This is a genomic window from Paraferrimonas sp. SM1919 (genome assembly GCF_010993985.1).
Lineage (GTDB): Bacteria > Pseudomonadota > Gammaproteobacteria > Enterobacterales > Shewanellaceae > SM1919.
Genome location: NZ_WINH01000007.1, coordinates 84,611 through 101,334, shown reverse-complemented (window position 1 = coordinate 101,334; position 16,724 = coordinate 84,611). Strand labels below are relative to the sequence as shown.

9 protein-coding genes are annotated in these 16,724 nt (G+C 40.1%); 7 read left to right on the top strand and 2 right to left on the bottom strand.

Annotated elements, in window-relative coordinates; translation table 11 throughout:
- Positions 1 to 109: 109 nt before the first annotated feature.
- Both GFB48_RS06015 and pbpC read left to right on the top strand, forming a co-directional pair.
- Positions 110 to 4,690 carry an alpha-2-macroglobulin gene (locus tag GFB48_RS06015; RefSeq protein WP_163932613.1) on the top strand — a complete coding sequence of 1,527 codons (4,581 nt, stop codon included), beginning with the start codon at positions 110 to 112 and terminating at the stop codon, positions 4,688 to 4,690.
- 19 nt (positions 4,691 to 4,709) lie between these two features.
- Positions 4,710 to 6,782: a penicillin-binding protein 1C gene (pbpC, locus tag GFB48_RS06010; RefSeq protein ID WP_240464833.1), complete on the top strand. Its 2,073-nt coding sequence runs from the start codon at positions 4,710 to 4,712 to the stop codon at positions 6,780 to 6,782.
- Positions 6,783 to 6,835: 53 nt separating this feature from the next.
- On the opposite strand, the gene GFB48_RS06005 is transcribed toward pbpC, so the two are convergent.
- Positions 6,836 to 7,294, bottom strand: a complete 459-nt coding sequence (locus GFB48_RS06005) for an Lrp/AsnC family transcriptional regulator (protein ID WP_163932607.1) — start codon at positions 7,292 to 7,294, stop codon at positions 6,836 to 6,838.
- 145 nt (positions 7,295 to 7,439) lie between these two features.
- On the opposite strand from GFB48_RS06005, the gene GFB48_RS06000 reads away from it, so the two are divergent.
- The 3 genes from GFB48_RS06000 (at position 7,440) to GFB48_RS05990 (ending at position 13,517) form a co-directional block, all read left to right on the top strand.
- Positions 7,440 to 9,251, top strand: coding sequence for an aminotransferase class I/II-fold pyridoxal phosphate-dependent enzyme (locus tag GFB48_RS06000; RefSeq protein ID WP_163932604.1), 1,812 nt, complete (start codon positions 7,440 to 7,442; stop codon positions 9,249 to 9,251).
- 214 nt (positions 9,252 to 9,465) lie between these two features.
- Positions 9,466 to 11,103, top strand: a complete 1,638-nt coding sequence (locus GFB48_RS05995) for a sulfatase (RefSeq protein ID WP_163932601.1) — start codon at positions 9,466 to 9,468, stop codon at positions 11,101 to 11,103.
- Positions 11,104 to 11,417: 314 nt separating this feature from the next.
- Positions 11,418 to 13,517 (top strand): lipopolysaccharide assembly protein LapB, encoded by a 2,100-nt coding sequence (locus GFB48_RS05990; RefSeq protein ID WP_163932598.1) that lies wholly within the window; start codon positions 11,418 to 11,420, stop codon positions 13,515 to 13,517.
- A 103-nt stretch (positions 13,518 to 13,620) separates the two neighbouring features.
- On the opposite strand, the gene GFB48_RS05985 is transcribed toward GFB48_RS05990, so the two are convergent.
- Positions 13,621 to 14,394 carry a hypothetical protein gene (locus GFB48_RS05985; RefSeq protein ID WP_163932595.1) on the bottom strand — a complete coding sequence of 258 codons (774 nt, stop codon included), beginning with the start codon at positions 14,392 to 14,394 and terminating at the stop codon, positions 13,621 to 13,623.
- Positions 14,395 to 15,201: 807 nt separating this feature from the next.
- Between GFB48_RS05985 and GFB48_RS05980 the strand changes: the two genes are divergently transcribed.
- A complete protein-coding gene (locus GFB48_RS05980; protein ID WP_163932592.1) occupies positions 15,202 to 16,464 on the top strand; it encodes an efflux RND transporter periplasmic adaptor subunit in 1,263 nt (420 codons plus the stop codon).
- A 21-nt stretch (positions 16,465 to 16,485) separates the two neighbouring features.
- Positions 16,486 to 16,707, top strand: a complete 222-nt coding sequence (locus GFB48_RS05975) for a hypothetical protein (RefSeq protein WP_163932591.1) — start codon at positions 16,486 to 16,488, stop codon at positions 16,705 to 16,707.
- Positions 16,708 to 16,724 lie beyond the last annotated feature (17 nt).

The following is a 16,724-nucleotide window of genomic DNA, read 5'->3' as shown; positions in this document are numbered from 1 at the left end:
ACATTTAAGGTGCTAAACTGTGATCTCTAGGGTGTTCCCCAAAATAGTCATATAAAGGTACAGAAATCAGTATCTACTATTTTTAGGTGCCAAGCTAAAGGATGCTAAGATGAATAAAAAGATAATAAACATATTTAAAGTGTGTATCTGTTATATGAGTTTAAGCTTGAGTCTCTATGCTAATGCAAAGAACAACAACTTGGCTCAGTACAATGCTAATGAGTCTGAACTGGAAATTTCCCTTACCAGTGTAGCGCCTATAGAAAATGGCCCTGTTTTAACGAAAAAGATGGGTTACCTACCGATCAGCTATAAAAACGTAACCGAAGTTGAGCTAGAACTTTTATGGCTAAATAAGCCCGGCAAAGTTATCTCCCAAAGAGACTGGAGTACTCAGGGGGGAAAATTAAGCGAATATCAAATCGAACGAGTGATTAATGACCTACAAAGTGTTTGGCTAGAACGCTTTAAGTTAGAGAACCCAAAGCAAAATATTGAGCATTCAGCACGCTTAGCCCTCCCGAGCAATATAAAAGATGGTTGGTATATCGCTAGAATAAGAAATACCGCTAAGTTGCAAAGCGAATACTTCCCTATTCATGTCAGCTCACTAGGACTACAAATTCGTCGTCATAACCAAAGTAAACTGTCATACCTAAAAGCCTTTGATCTTAACACTGGCGAAGAATTACAAGATGTAAAACTAAAAGTATTCTACGATGGGGCTGAAATTAATTCTTATGACAACATCAACCAGCCATTACAACTTAATAGAGGTGTCCTTGTTGCATCCTACCAAGATCAATTAGCTATCCTAAATATTAGTGACCGAGCCGCTGATCTAAACGATTTTGAGAGAATTTCTGGACCAAAATTTCAACATCACAAAGTCTATAGTTGGAGCACTAAAGACCTTTATCGACCTAATGAAACGATTGAGTTAAGAGCCTTATTAAGAAACCATGATGGTACCTTAGCTTTAGAGCAACCGTTACATGTGACACTTTTAAACCCTTATCAATCAAAAGTAAAACAACAACGCATTGAAGCCACTACTCACGGTTTCTATGAATGGAAAACAAAACTTTCCGACTCTATTGGCCGCTGGAGAGTTGAATTTAGAACCAGTGAAAATAGTCCAGTTATCGATACCTTTTACTTTCAAGTACAAGAGTTTAAACCTGAGAAAGTCAGCATCACAGGTGATGTGAGCAATAAAGTCGTTATCGCTAATGACCCCAACCAATTAAAACTGAATGTTAAATACTTATTTGGTGCGAATGCCACGGGCAACACAGTCGTCACTTCTGTGCGCTTTTCACAGCAATCTAAGCTATGGGATAAATATAGCCAATACAAAGTTGGCTTAGATGACAATCAGCCAGGGGCATACACGACAAAGCGGTTAAGCCAACAAACTATCGACCAAAATGGTGATGCTGTTATTGAGCTGCCGACTGATTTTGGGTCGCATGTAGCGCCAGTTAAGGCTTCTGTTGATGTTGAGATATTAGAAAATGGTAATACCTTAGCACGCAAGAGCTTTGGCTATATCATTTTACCCAATGATGATGCCTTTATTGCTTTAAGGCCAGTTAATACCAGCCCCGAATATGGTGAATCGATCCATTTTAAAGCTGGAATCATTACACCAATAAACCAGCACTTAAAAGAGGCAACAGTCAATTTAGACATCTACAGTTACCGCGGTAATTATTCTTGGCATTATATTGAAAACCAAGGTTGGGAAAAAACCAAACATGAAAACCCCTGGGTGTACCATGACACTGTCACTCAAGCAGTTAGCGGTATTACCGACGTCAAATTCAATTTAGATAAAGGCCATTTCAAAGTATTAGCAAGCATTGATACTGATGCCAGCGATGTGAATGTAAATAATACTGAATATGAGTTTTATAACAGCTGGTACGACAATGATACTGGCAACCGCCCAGGTAAACTTGAAACAAAATTAGATAAAAGTACTTATGAGTTAAACGCTAAGGCGTTGCTAAGTATTCACATCCCACAGGCCGGCAGAGTGAATATTGCGTTAACTTCCCAGGAGGTTTTATGGGAAAAAAACCTAGGTCTAGTTGAGGCTGGAAAGCAAGTCATTGAAATACCCGTTGAGCATGACCGTACCGACTTATTTTTAACCACAAGTTTAATGGTTGCAACACAAGGCCAGCCAATACAACAGAGTATTGATATTGTACCTCTTAAAATTAATCGAGATGATAATAAACTGGCAGTACAGTTAGAAACTAAAAATCCCCCTAGGCCCAATAAACCGTTAACGATTGATTTAAATGTTTCAGGGTTGAAAGGAAAGGGCCATGCCGTTATTAGTATGGTTGATAAAGGGGTAACGAATATCAGCGGCTATACTATAAACAATCCATTTGACCACTTTTACCAACAAAATGGCTACCCTTTTTCTTTAAAGGGTAATTTATATAATCAATATGGTCATTTATATTCTAACTTTGCGGAGGCCAAATTTGGCTCAGATGTTGGTGTTTCTTATCGAAAACAACTCAATCGTAGTGCATCTCAATTACTCGAAGTCAAAAGTTTATCAATTATTAGTAAACTCATAGAATTAGATGAGAATGGCCAGGCGACTGTTTCTTTAGATATACCTGATTATAACGGCGAAGTTGATCTAGTTGCCATCGCTTTTGACGATAACAACTTCGGTCACTATCAAAAAGATTTGGCCATTTTTGCTCCCTTAGTTGCAGAGCTATACCTACCCAACAACTTAGTGATAGGTGATAAAACCAGCTTAAGTGTTGTTATTCATAATATGGATGATGCTCAGCAAGCGATTGATTATCAGGTCCAATTACCCACAGGCCTGACTGCATCACTGACCACCGGAAGCGTCACCCTTAACAAAGGTGAAAAGGCCTCAAACCAAATCAATTTTGATGTTACAAAAACGCTGCTTAATCGCATTGATGATGTGATTAGCATTGGTTTAAAGGCCTCATTTGTTGATCCTAACCTAGCAGCCGAGAGTCAACACCGCACCTGGAAGGTACCTGTTCAGCACCCGACAGGAGTACAACAAACTCGCAAGCAAATTGAAATTGTTGAACCTAACCAGTCCTTTTCACTCAACACAGCACTTTTTAGTGGGTTAGAAGCACCTAAACAACACTTATTAATCAGCACCAAGCCTGAACTTAATCTCAATGTTATATCTGGTTCGCTGCTGCAATACCCGTACGGCTGTACCGAACAAACGACCTCGAAAGCTTGGGTTTGGTTACTACAACACCCACAGATTAAAGACAAAATTAGCAACAAATTAAACGATGAGACTATCGAAGATGTTTTAGCGAGCGCCACCAACATCATCAATAAAAGAAGAAGCTATAGTGGTGCCTATGGATTATGGAGTAAACATAGTGAGGATCCTTGGATAACAAGCTATGTTGCCGATTTCTTATTAACCCTAAAAGAGCAATATCCGGCCATCTACAAAGATGCTTGGAACCCCAAAACCAATGCCAAATTAAAAAGCTATGTGAAAAAAGCGGATAAAACCTCGAAAGACCTTGCCGTAGCAGCATACGCTGCGTACCTTCTTGCTAAACAAGGGCGCATACCTAGAGGCGAGTTATTGCTGTTACATGAGGAATTTGAATCTACAGCAGATAGCAACTATACGCCTGCACATATGAAAATGTTAGCCACATTAAGCCCACAGAGCAGTAGCGAAGAAAAGCAAATTAATAGCCTTTCTCAAGCTTATATCGCTAGTGCATTTGCTCATGTCGGCGATGTTAGCAAGGCCATTGAACTGATGGATTCTATTAAATTTGTTAGAAGTGATAAATACATTGGTGACTACGGTTCAGCAATTAGAGATCGCTCTTTAATCGCCAGCCTCATGTTGGAGTTATCTAAAAAATACCAAAATTTCAATACATTGTATGCTAATTGGTTTTTAGATGTGTATTTACAACAACATCAACAAAGCTATTTGAGCACCCAAGATAAAATCGCTCTACTAAAAGCTGATAACTATCAGCCAACTAACACACACTTCATGATTTCTGACGACCATTCAGGAAAGTCTTTTACTGGTGAAAATAACCTTAACTTGGTTGAGCAGTCCCATGGAGAATTAATCAATAACAATGATTTCCCTTTATATTTTGATGCCACAGTCAATGGATACTCTGCAGTAGGGCTGGACAAAGAAAGTAACATTTACGCATCTACAACCAAGCAATACTATTACCAAGATGGCTCACCTTATCTAGGGGAAGCGGTGAGTGTGGGTACTCGTCTCTATGTCGTAGGCACCTTCTCTGTCAGTGAAACAATCAAGCAGGGTATGCTAGTAGATAAAGTCCCAGCTGGTTTTGAAGTAGACAATCCCGCTCTTAGTGGCACACTCAATTACAACCATATTGAACCCAAAGATAAAGATGGAATTGTGATAAAACACTTAAATAAATTTGATCTTATTGAACATAGAAATGATAGGTTTGTGATTGCAGATCACTTCTATAAAAACAACCGATACGCATTTATTTATAGTATAAAAGCTCAAAATTCTGGCTTGTATCAGGTTCCACCTATGTATATAGAAAGCATGTACCAACCACAAAAGCATGTCATTAGCTATCCACAATTTAAGCAAATTTCAATCATAGATAATGCTCAATAAATATGTTGTAACAACAGTGATGCTTGTAATCATGGCATCACTGTTGTTTTGGTTTTTATCACCAATCACTACTAAAAACAGAGTTCAATATCCCAGTGCATTGCTCCTTAGCCAACAGCAACATGTGTTGCACAGGTACAGTAACGCTAAAGGTCAATATCAATTTGATGTTGAACTCGATAACGTCAGTAAGGAGTACCTAAAACTACTTATTAATTATGAAGATAAGTACTTTTTTGAACATTATGGAATTAATTTTAGCTCATTATTAAGGGCACTAAAACAGTGGTTAAGTAATGGTAGAGTTATCTCTGGTGGTTCAACGATCACAATGCAACTTGTGAGGATTGAACAAAACATCCCGAGAACAGTTTTGGGTAAATTACAGCAATTATTTTTTGCCCTAAAATATGAATTTACCCTGAGCAAGCAACAAATCTTGCAAAGATATGTTAATCAAATTCCTTTTGGTGGTAATTACCTAGGCATTGAAGCGGCCTCAAGATTTTACTTTAGTGTGTCAGCCCAGCAACTTACTAGGGCTCAAGCCGCATTACTGGTCGCCCTCCCCCAGCGCCCATCGGCTTACCGCCCAGATAGGTATCCTGAACTTGCAATAAAAATGCGCAACAAGGTCGCTCAGCGTGCTTATCAAAATCATATTTTAAGCCAATTACAACTCGATGCTATCTTAGAGCAACCTCTCGAATTACAGCCTTTAAAACAACAGGTTTATAGCGAGCACATTGCAGCTTGGCTGAGGCAACACACTAAAAGCAGTATTATTCGAACCACAATTTCAGAACAAGTTCAGTATCAACTCAACCTTATTGCCGATGTATATAAACCTCTTCTTAATTATGATAATTCCATTGCCATAATTGTTATCGAAAACGACACAGCAAACATTCTTGGGTATCTAGGCTCGATTGACTTTTGGAATAAAGAAATTGATGGACAGGTCGATCTGGTAAGGGCAAAACGCTCTCCAGGTTCAACATTAAAACCTTTTATTTATGCTTTAGCACTCGAGCAACAGTGGATCCATAGTAAAAGCTCTTTAATTGATACCATTCATAGTTTCGACGGTTATCGGCCGCAAAACTTTAACAAGAAGTATCAACAACTCATCCAAGCTGATGAAGCCCTAATACAATCCAAAAATGTTGCGGCAGTGCAATTACTCAATACTATCGAGATCACAAGCTTGATTAATTTGCTTAACAAGGCACATATTCAAATCAGCCCCGAACAACAAAACCTTTCTCTCGCTCTTGGGGGAGCAGAGCTAAGCTTATGGCAGTTAGTTCAGCTTTACCGCAGCTTAGCCAGAAATGGCTTATATTGCCCTCTTACTTGGAAAAGTCGCAGCTCTGGTTGCCCAAACAAGCCACTCTTAAGTCCTGAATCTGCCTATATTACTTTTCAAATTTTATCCCAGCAGTTAGGCCCAAGCTATCGTATACCCGCTTATCAAAGAAAAATAGCTTGGAAGAGTGGCACAAGTTCCAATCAAAGAGATGCATGGGCTATAGGGGTTAGTGGCGATTATACCGTGGGTGTTTGGACAGGCAGAGCGGATGGCGGTTCCGTTCATAATCAATTGGGTCGCATCAGTGCTGGGCCCATTCTATTTGATGTCTTTGATAGCCTTGCCCCGGATACCTATAAAATAGAAAAACCTAACAGGGTGAGCCAAATCCAGCCATGCCACAAGGCGACAGCAACAGCATCGAACACTTGTTCAGACAGCCAAGCTGGGGCCTATATCATCGATAGTTTTATCCCTAAGACTTTAAAAGTTGATGGCAGCATCATCAATTCAAAGCAATCTTTATCGCATCTGAATTTAGCTAATTTACTTTCTCAAGAATTAGTGATTAAGTCGCCAGAAAACTTAACGCATTTATTTAAGCACCAGCAATCAACACTTAAATTGAAGAGCAATCAAAAAGGCATAGATTGGTATATTGATGGTCAGTTATTAAGCAGCAATCAAATTACCCTAAACAAACTTACCAATGGCGATCATTTAGTGGAAGCCTGCAACAAGCTTTTTTGTGCTAAATCTTCAATCACAATTCACCCATAAGTCATTGTTTTGTTTATCTTTTAATTTAAACGTTAATTTTAAACAGCAAAAAATCAGCGGGGTATAGGGATTCTGGTGAGCCGTTTTACTTGCCCAAAAGCAAAACTAGATTCGATTGAAGCAATGCTTTCAAACATGTTCAGTTCCCTGCGAACAAACTTTTCATACTCTTTCAAAGATGGACTCACCACATGCAGCATGTAGTCATGGGCGCCAGTCATTAAAAAGCATTCAACCACCTCTTCCACGCGATTGATATGATCCTCAAATGCTTTCATTATGCTTTCGGTTGGCCTAACCATTTTAATAAGTACAAAGGCATTAATACTTAAGCCACATTTTTCTTGATCGACACTGGCATGGTATCCTTGAATAATGCCTTGTTGTTCGAGAGCTCTGACTCTCCTTAAACAAGGTGCAGGTGATAAAGAAACCTTTGTCGCCAACTCTTGATTGGTTAACTTGGCATCTTTTTGTAACTCATCAAGAATTTTCTTATCTATGCTATCCATGACCCTTTCGCAACTTATTTAACAAAACACCTATATTTAAGCAATTATTGATAACTTTCAAGCGCAAATACTCTTGTAAACGCAATCTAAAAAAGTATTGCTTGCCTACAATGGTGTTAACAAAAAAACAACAACAAGGGTTAGCATGAATTTTACCAACCAACTTAGTCCCCTTAGAAACACGACTAAACATGAACATCACCTAGCGTTAGCAACTGAGCAAGCGCAGCACTTTGGGGTTGATGCCGATTCCCCCTTTGGTAAAGCTATGATTGAACTTGCGGCAACCTTGTATCAAGCTAATAATAAAACCCATGATCTGTGGCAAATCACGGTGGACGGCTTAGCGAGCTTAGACAAAGGAGATCGCATTGCATGGTTCAATGCCAAACGTTTTTTATCTTTCCAATTGGCCAAAATCTTAGATAATTTACAAAAACCAAGCCAAGCAAGTTACCGAACTATTGCTAACAACAACGGTCATTTTGCATCAAAAGGCGTTTACCCGGTTTTTAATAATGTCGCGGCCATCTTTTCCGCCACTCCTGTTATCACCAGAACCGCCACTTATATGTTCGCCTGTACAGAGTGGATCGAAGATGCCTTTAATGGCAAAGAGCCTCTGCACGATATCTATTCAAGACTCATGAATCCAACATCGATAGCTTTAGCCAATCAGATGGTTGAACTCGAAGCAGGACAAGATGCAGATAAATATCTCGCTTGGAACTTTAACTCAGGCATGGGCGCAATTGATGGCCTGTTGAGCCACCTGCTATGCCATGAAGATATCATGATAGTATCGCGTAATATCTATGGTGGTGCTTATCAATTAATTGAAGACTTTTTTGCGAAGCCCCACAACCTCAATATCAGTGTTGAATGGGTTGATGGTTATTCTGCTGATGAGTTTGCCATTGCTATTGATCATGCTAAACAAAAGTATGCCGCTAAACTTGCTGCCGGTAAAAAAATGGTAGTCTATCTTGAATCACCCTGTAATCCCCATGGCTATGTATTAGATGTCGCAGGGATCTGCTATCAAGCTCATAAAAAAGAGTGCACCGTAGTGGTCGATTCAACGGTTGGAACACCATTATTACACCCCATTTTAAAGCGTTCAAATATAATGGAACGACCCGATTTTGTTATCCATTCCTATACCAAAGAGCTTGCTGGTTCTGGAACCACAACAGCAGGTGTTGTCATTGGTCGAATTGAACACATGTTTATTCCTAAAGGGGAAAAGGTTGAGTTTATAAAGCCAAATGGCGATACCGTGACGATTAATTGGGACCAGACTTTATTTTGGAACGTTTATTACGTTAAAGGGGCATTTCTAGATGCCGACAAAGCCTTTGAAGTACTTAATGGCATGAAAACCTATGAACTACGTGTGATCCAAAAAGCCATTAATACTCTATCTCTTGCCCGCATTTTAAATGAACATCCCCAGATAAATGTTTCCTGTCCTGGTATTGCCAACAGTGATAACTACTCTCACTGTCAGCAAAATATGTATTTAGGGCTACCAGCTTCACTATTCACCATCAATATGGAAGGAAAATCAGGCAGTGATGGCTTATCTAAAGCAACCTTTAAAAAGTTTTACGATATGCTTGAACCGGCTATTGGTATGCAAGTTAGCCTTGGACAAACGAATACGGTGGCACTCTGCCCTGGATTAACCACTCATTCCGAACTGAATCAAGATGCTCAAATAAAATCAGGCATATATGCGACGACAATGCGAATTGGCGTCGGATTAGAAGATCCAAGAATGTTAATTGCACATTTTATTGAAGCAGCGAAACACTCAATCGATAAAGAACAACAGGGTTTTTCAGAGGCATTTTTAGATGGCCAGAGCATTGACCGTATTTATCAAGAAACCTATCTGGAAGTTCAGCAAAAGTTTTTACAACATCTACCAAGCTTTACCGATATTAGCCTTTAAAGCAAACAACCTTTAGGGTGCCATGGCACCCTAATTTACCTTAATTAGTGACACTTCGGCCGACTAAACGGCTATCTAATAGTAAGCGCGATTGTTATTTACAAAACGCTAGCCTTTCCATAATCGAAACATAAAGCTTAAATGCCCACAAGCGAACCAGAGCTCATGTTAAGGTGACTTGCTAATCAATTGTAATGTCATAAGAATAACGAATATGAAGCTTTTGAAAACTGTTATTGCAACCACCGCTGCATTTTTACTATCTGCATGTAGCTATGGCCCCAAACAGCAAGTCCAACTTGAGGAAAAGGTTACCAGCAAACCTAATGTATTATTTTTAGTTGTCGACGACCTTAATGCCTGGGTAGGCTACCAAAAAATTCATCCCCAAGCGCAAACACCTAATATTGACGCCCTAGCTCAATCGGGTATTGCCTTTACTAATGCTCATGCTTCTGCTCCTGTTTGCGTTGCTTCTAGAGCCTCATTTATGACTGGCATACATCCCATTAATTCAGGGCTTTACACCAATGCAGGTTGGAAAAGCGCCCACAAAGTGATCCCTAACACCCCGCATCTTCCACAGCTTTTTAAAGCCGCAGGCTATAGTCTGCACGGTGCAGGTAAGATTTATCATAACTGGGTAACAGACACTACTGATATTAAGATTAACAAGCACAACACCACTTTACATGGGCAATGGTATGACAGCTTTTTAGATGAAGAACTCACTATGCCAGGTATCGAGCAACTGGCGGATGGTGAAGGCTATGGCATGGGAGATACAGGCCGTGGAAATAAGTATTACCCTTTTCCTGTTGGCGGAACTCGTCTGCATAAGGAACTAGGAGTCACAGCTGGTACATCATTATCTGCAGGCGCGATTCCGCGCGATAAAATGCGTAATGGCCTAATGCCAGATGAAGTCATTGCTAATTGGGGCGTTGATCAGTTAAAGCAGCTGGGTAAACAACAATCTGATCAGCCTTTCTTTATGGCCTTGGGGTTTATTCGCCCCCATGTGCCTTTTACCGCACCTACCGAGTACTTTGACCGCTTCCCTGTTGATGACATTATTCTGCCTAAAGCGACGGATATGGCCAACATTCCACTGTATGGTAAAGCGATGACTATGGGGCTCGTGCCTGGTGGCGACCACGCTGCCGTTGAAAAGTTAGGGGATAAATTCTGGCGACAATTGGTTCAGGGTTACCTTGCTAGTACCACTTTTGTGGATGCCCAAATTGGTAAAGTATTAAAACAGCTTCAAGCTTCTGGCTTGAGTGAAAACACTATGGTGGTGCTTATTTCTGATCATGGTCAAAACCTAGGTGAAAAAAAGAATTGGCGTAAAATGAGCTTATGGGAAGAATCAACCAAAGTACCATTTATCGTAAGAATGCCCGGCACAAAATACGCTGGTAGCCAAGTCAACTCTGCCATAAGTTTACTGGATCTATACCCTACTTTTAATGAAGTTATGGGTAATCAGCAACAACCTCATGCCGATGGTAACAGCTTGTTACCACTTATTAATGATCCATCTTTAGAATGGGACAAACCAGTACTTACCAGCTGGTTCTATAAAAATTTCGCCATTCGCTCTAATGATCATAGATACATTCTATACCGCGATGGTAGTGAGGAGTTTTATGATCATAATAATGATCCCAAAGAACAAAATAACTTAATCGGCCACCCTGAAATCGCTAAGCATATTGCCCGATACCAAGCCCTCATTCCAGCTCAAGTTGCGCTTCCTGTGGGTAAACAGGAAAAGCACACTGATCGTCTCGACAGCTTAGTAGAGCAATTTAAAGACCCTAACAAGCTTCCTGATTTTTTAAAATAGCTGAAAGATATAGAATAAGCCTTACCCATGTGAGGCTTATTCATTCATTTATTACTAGCAATAACAATAAACATCACTTCAGCACAGATTATTGAGTGATGAGTGCTAAAAGTTCATCAATAAGCTCAGTGAAATATTGCTTAGCATAACCAATCAATAAAAACTCAATATGATAATTGTTCAAGCAAAATACCTTCGTTGTAGTTCCCTACATGAAGGTTTTAAGGTTAACATGGGGTAATGTTGTAAAAGCCTTTGTAGTATTCAGGCAGCCTAAAGTGATAAGACGTTTCCTACTAACACTGTCAATATTAATGACTAGCTGGCAAAGTATATCTGAGGATATATTCAAGCTAAACATCATTGATTTACATAAGAAAATAAATGAGAACCCGCGTCATTATCTTTCATTATTTGAATCACAGGTGCAATTGGCTGGACTACTAAAAAATGACATTACTCTAAAGCGACAAGCAAACAAGCTTAAGCTACCAACTTCAGAACTCTTGGATAAAATTCTTTCTTATAAGCTTAGCTTAATTGGGCACCGAGCCTCATACTCCAGCCCTTCAATCCAAATAAATGAATTATCTCAATGGCTAGCCAATCAACCCAAAACCGCTTATCAACAGGGTGTGAGCCACTTAATCAAAGCCAAGTCATATATGATGGGAGATTCCAATTTCAATTCAGCATTAGATGAAATTAACCACATCTTCCAACTCAAATTATCACCTAAAAAAACTTTACACCAATGGTTATATGTTGAGGCCTACTTCAGTAAAGCTATGTTAGGTATTCTAATTGATTCTGCAGCTTCTCAATGGCCATTACTCGAAAACGCCAAAGCGATTACCGACAAAATCAACCATCCTTACCTCAGGGCAAAGCTGCACAGGATCAGAGGCCATTTATACGTTGAACAACAAAAATTGAAACTCGCCCTTAATGAATTTACCTTAGCAAAAGATATTTTTAATAACATAAATGCCCCCATACAGGGAGCGAGTATGTTAAATCATATTGCTTGGATCCATAAAGAATTCAAACAATATGCACTATCTGAAATGTATGCGAATCAAGCTCAGCAACTATTTAAAAAAAATAATATGCCCTCGGAGCTGGCTGACAGCCATCATTTATTGGCATCTATTTTTTATCAACAAGAGCGATGGCACGAATCTTTAGACTTGCATCTCGAAGTATTAAAACATGACATCAGTAAAGGAAGAAAAATCAATATTGCTACCAGCAACCTGAATATTGCCGAAGCATATTTCAAACTAAATCAATTAGATAAAGCACAACATCATATTAGTATTGCCCATAAGTTTTTTAAAAATAATCAAATCACTAAATTCTCAATCTTTACTCATATACTACTTGGAAAAATTGCCCACCAGCAAGGGCAATATACAAAAGCGATATTGCATTTCGAAGAGTCTCAGGCTCTCGCCCAAAGCACTAATAATTCTGAAGCGTTAACAACGCTTTTACCATTAAAAATAGCCAGTCAGCAAGCGAATAATGACTACCAAGGGGCATTAGAAACCCTACAAACTATAAATGAACAAGTAACCACTACACCCGCTGTTGCCAGCTTATCGATGGAGCAAAACCTGCAACAAATCGAGCATCAATTAAAAAAAGCTCAACAACAAAGCAACCTTATAAAATCTAATAAAGAAAAGTTATTTCAGTTCATTATTTTACTTACTTTTTTATCTCTGTTGTTAGCCTTTACCATCTTTTTTATGTGGATAAAGACCAACGATAAGCAATCTAAAGTAACTCAATTACGCAACTTGGCTATTCTTGAGCGCTATACCCAGTTACCAGGTTTAACTAATTTAGAGCAACATCTCGCTCAGGGAACCACCAAAACTCTGGCTGTTATTGTCATCCAGGAACTGCTCAATCAAGACATTGACTCTGGTATTGATAAGTTAAATGACCAACATAAAAACATCTTTAATGCCCTTTCTATGTTGCCGTATTGCCATGTTTTCATCTCACGTCCTGGCGTGTTAAACCTATGCTTTGAACACGACAATAACTTACAACAAGTTATCAGCCACCTTAGTAAACTGCAGCAAAATGGCGATCTGCCAGAGAATTTAGGTCTGGGCATTATTCAGCTACCGTTCCTAAGCCCAGAGCATAGTGAATTAACGCCAATGAAGCTTTATCAAATAGCCTTATATGCGTGCCAACTATCTATGCAAGCAATTGATAGCCTACGCTATGGGGTTCAGCTAGAAGCAATACCATCCACTTCTGCAGCCACATTTTCTGGTTCAATATTTGAAAAGTTACAAATAGCGATAAGCCGTGGAGTGATAAAAAAACAGCAATCCCCCATAATGCCAACAACCATAAATAAAGCCTCCAGAGAGCGATTAGAATTGGTTTAACTGTTTTAACTAATCGCCGTTGAATACTTTAATAAGCTGCACAGCTCTGTGCAGATAAAAATACCTTATGTTGAATAGACATTTAACTTATTAAACATTCCATTTATCGCGGGAAAACAAACGAAAAAGCAAATTTAGCTTGCCATTCAGGGCCATATTTAGGACTTGTCACTACTTTGTAACCACCGACTTTAAGCTCAAAGCCGTAGCCGCCACCCATATCGAACATCCTACCCCCACTTAATCCCAGTGGAATGGTCCAGCCAGCTTGATTTTTCCAATCATATGTTAAGACGCTATCGTAAGCGAGAAAAGTGCCAGGGCTTGATTTAAAGTTATAATAAACAATAGGTTGAATTGCCGTCATGCTAAAAGCATCCTCACCCCACATATGATTGACAATGGCAGATAATGACCAAATATCATTGCCACCGACGATTACACCAGCGAGTCCTCCGCCCCAGCCTGCACCAGCAAACTGAGCATCAGATCGGGTTTTAAGGGAGACCTGCGGCCCAATACCCCATTTAATATCTGAATCCGTAGAAGGCGCATAAAACATTTGAATAGAGCTATCGCCAATACCCCAATCGGTGCCGCCGCCATTGGGTTGCCCTAAAACCGGCACCACCGCCCGCGGCACAAGGCTAAAACCATGGTCCGTTTGAATCGAATAGACCGGCTGAAATTGAAAATCATAACCGGTTTGGTCTTGATTCAAGCCTTGATTAAGGCCTACCGTATTATCAATTGTAATGGCAGAAATGTAGGCCAACGGATCTTGCAGCTGCTTTGCCATTTTTTCAGCGGCAGTTTCTGCCCATGCATGATTGGTAAAAAATAGATAAGCGACAACGAAGCTTGAAATGAATTTCATATTTATTCCTTGAATATTTTATTTTAAACACTGGAAGTTCATTATGTAGGCGAATTTCAATACAACCATTCACTCTTAATATTAGCTTTAGATCTTGATTTAACAAGATATTATCTAGGTAATTGACGAGTAAAAAACACTGACTAGCGGTTAAAAATCAAACAGCACCAATATGAATGTTTAATAAAGTTCTACACTCATTCCATTTAAAAAAACCAGTACCGAACCACTTTGACACTTCAGTTTACCATTTAAAATCAACACCTTATTTTTAGATGTGAGCATATTGAAATTTGGCTTAAATCAGACTCAAAAGTTGCAGTTAAGTCGCGAGGCATTTTTAATACGCCACGACGGTAATCGGACACTTTCATAAACATGGACAGTGTCCGCGGACGCTTTTCAAACAACCCAACACCCCAAAATACACCTAATGCATTGATAAATAAGTAAATTAACTATTGGCACAGGAATTGTATTACCTATAGCAAGTATATATTTCGCGAACACTGCGGACAAGAGGGCATGTTGACCTTTCATGTTTACTTTATGTGCGAATTAAAGGTCAAGATAGCAAGGCACTCGAATTGAAGCATAGTTATTCTATGTAAAATGAGAGTAACGCAGATAGGTTGACCTTTAAACGCATCCTGCGGACAGCGTTTGTTAGCCATTTCTACTGCGTTGAAGCTCATTGGTGTGGAACAACCACACGTCAATCGCTTCGCCTTGTATAAAAGACTAACAAACTGCTGCAGAAACAAACAGCAAAGGTCAATATGCCCTAAATAATGGCAGGAGCCAATAATGATCAGAGACACCAGCGCCCAAGACACAGTCGTTAGTCAAAGCCCAATCGTTAGCTTTAAAAAGCCTATGGGTCTATTCGCTGTTGTGGCAATACTAGGCGGCGTAATTTGGACCACCTTTGCCAATGATGGTGTTAGCGAATCGATTGATAAAACCGATTTACGCTTTGCTACACTAATTAAAGGCGACCTTATTCGCGACATCGCCACCGCAGGCAAGATTGTTGCAGCTAATGCCCCGGTGCTTTATAGCACGGACAAGGGGGTGGTGACTCTAATTGCCAAACCTGGCGATAAAGTAAAGCAAGGTGAAGTTGTCGCCACCATTGACAGCCCAACATTGGTTAACGCCCTAAAGCAACAGCAAGCCCAACTTGAGGGCATGAAGAGTAATTTAGAACGTGCCCGTTTAGATGCCCGCCTAGAACAAATTAAAGCTCAGCAAATTCTGGATATGGCTGAGGTTGATCTAGAAGCGGCTGACCGTGAGTCTCGCCGGGGTGACAAACTGATTGCCGATGAATTGATTTCCCAAATCGATTTCGAGAAAAGCAAAGACGATCTCAAAAAAGCCAAGCTCAAATTTGCCCATGCCCAGCAAGAAGCTGAGCTAATGAAAGACACCTTAGCCTTTGAGTTAAAAAATCATGCTTCCGAAGTGAACCAACAGCAATTAGTCGTGAGCGAATTACAACGCCAAGTGCAAGAACTCAGCATTAAAGCGCCAGTGGCTGGAATCATCGGTAACTGGTTAGTCGAGCAAAAAGCCCGCATTGATGCCAGTTCACCAGTATTAACCGTGGTCGACCTAAGCGCCTTTGAAGCTGAACTGGCTGTACCGGAATCCTATGCCGATGAACTTGGCCTAGGCATGGATGTCGAGCTGAGTTTTGGGGCGATTAAAGTCATGGGCCAACTGAGTTCTATTTCTCCAGAGGTACGCAATCGCGAAGTGACCGCCAGAGTGCGGTTTGAGCAAACCGAACAGCTTAGCCTACGTCAGAATCAACGTTTATCCGCCCGAGTATTACTAGAGAACCGCCAAGACGTACTCATGGTAAAACGCGGCGCGTTCGTGACTACAGGTGGCAGTCGCGAGGTTTATAAGCTAAACGGCGATATTGCCACACGACAGGACATACGTTTAGGTGCGCGCAGCACCAGCCATATTGAAGTACTGAGTGGCGGCCAAGAGGGTGATGTTTGGGTGATATCCAGCATTGAAGACTTTAACGGCGCCCAGCAAGTGCTGATCCGCTAACTGACCAAGATAGGTAGCAACATGAATACACAATCAAAACTCAACCAATTTATCGTTAAGCTGATAGATGTTTTTCCGCTATTTATCTTGCTGTATGCGATTAGCCAGTTTCACCAGAAAGTAGAGCAAGTGCTACTTGGTGACTTTCATTTCAGTCAAGCTCAAAGCAATAACGAGCTTGAGCAACTTATTAATCTGATCCTCGAACTTCTTAAACTGCTGTTCGACATCAACCTGATTTAACTTTTAGGAGCAACCCC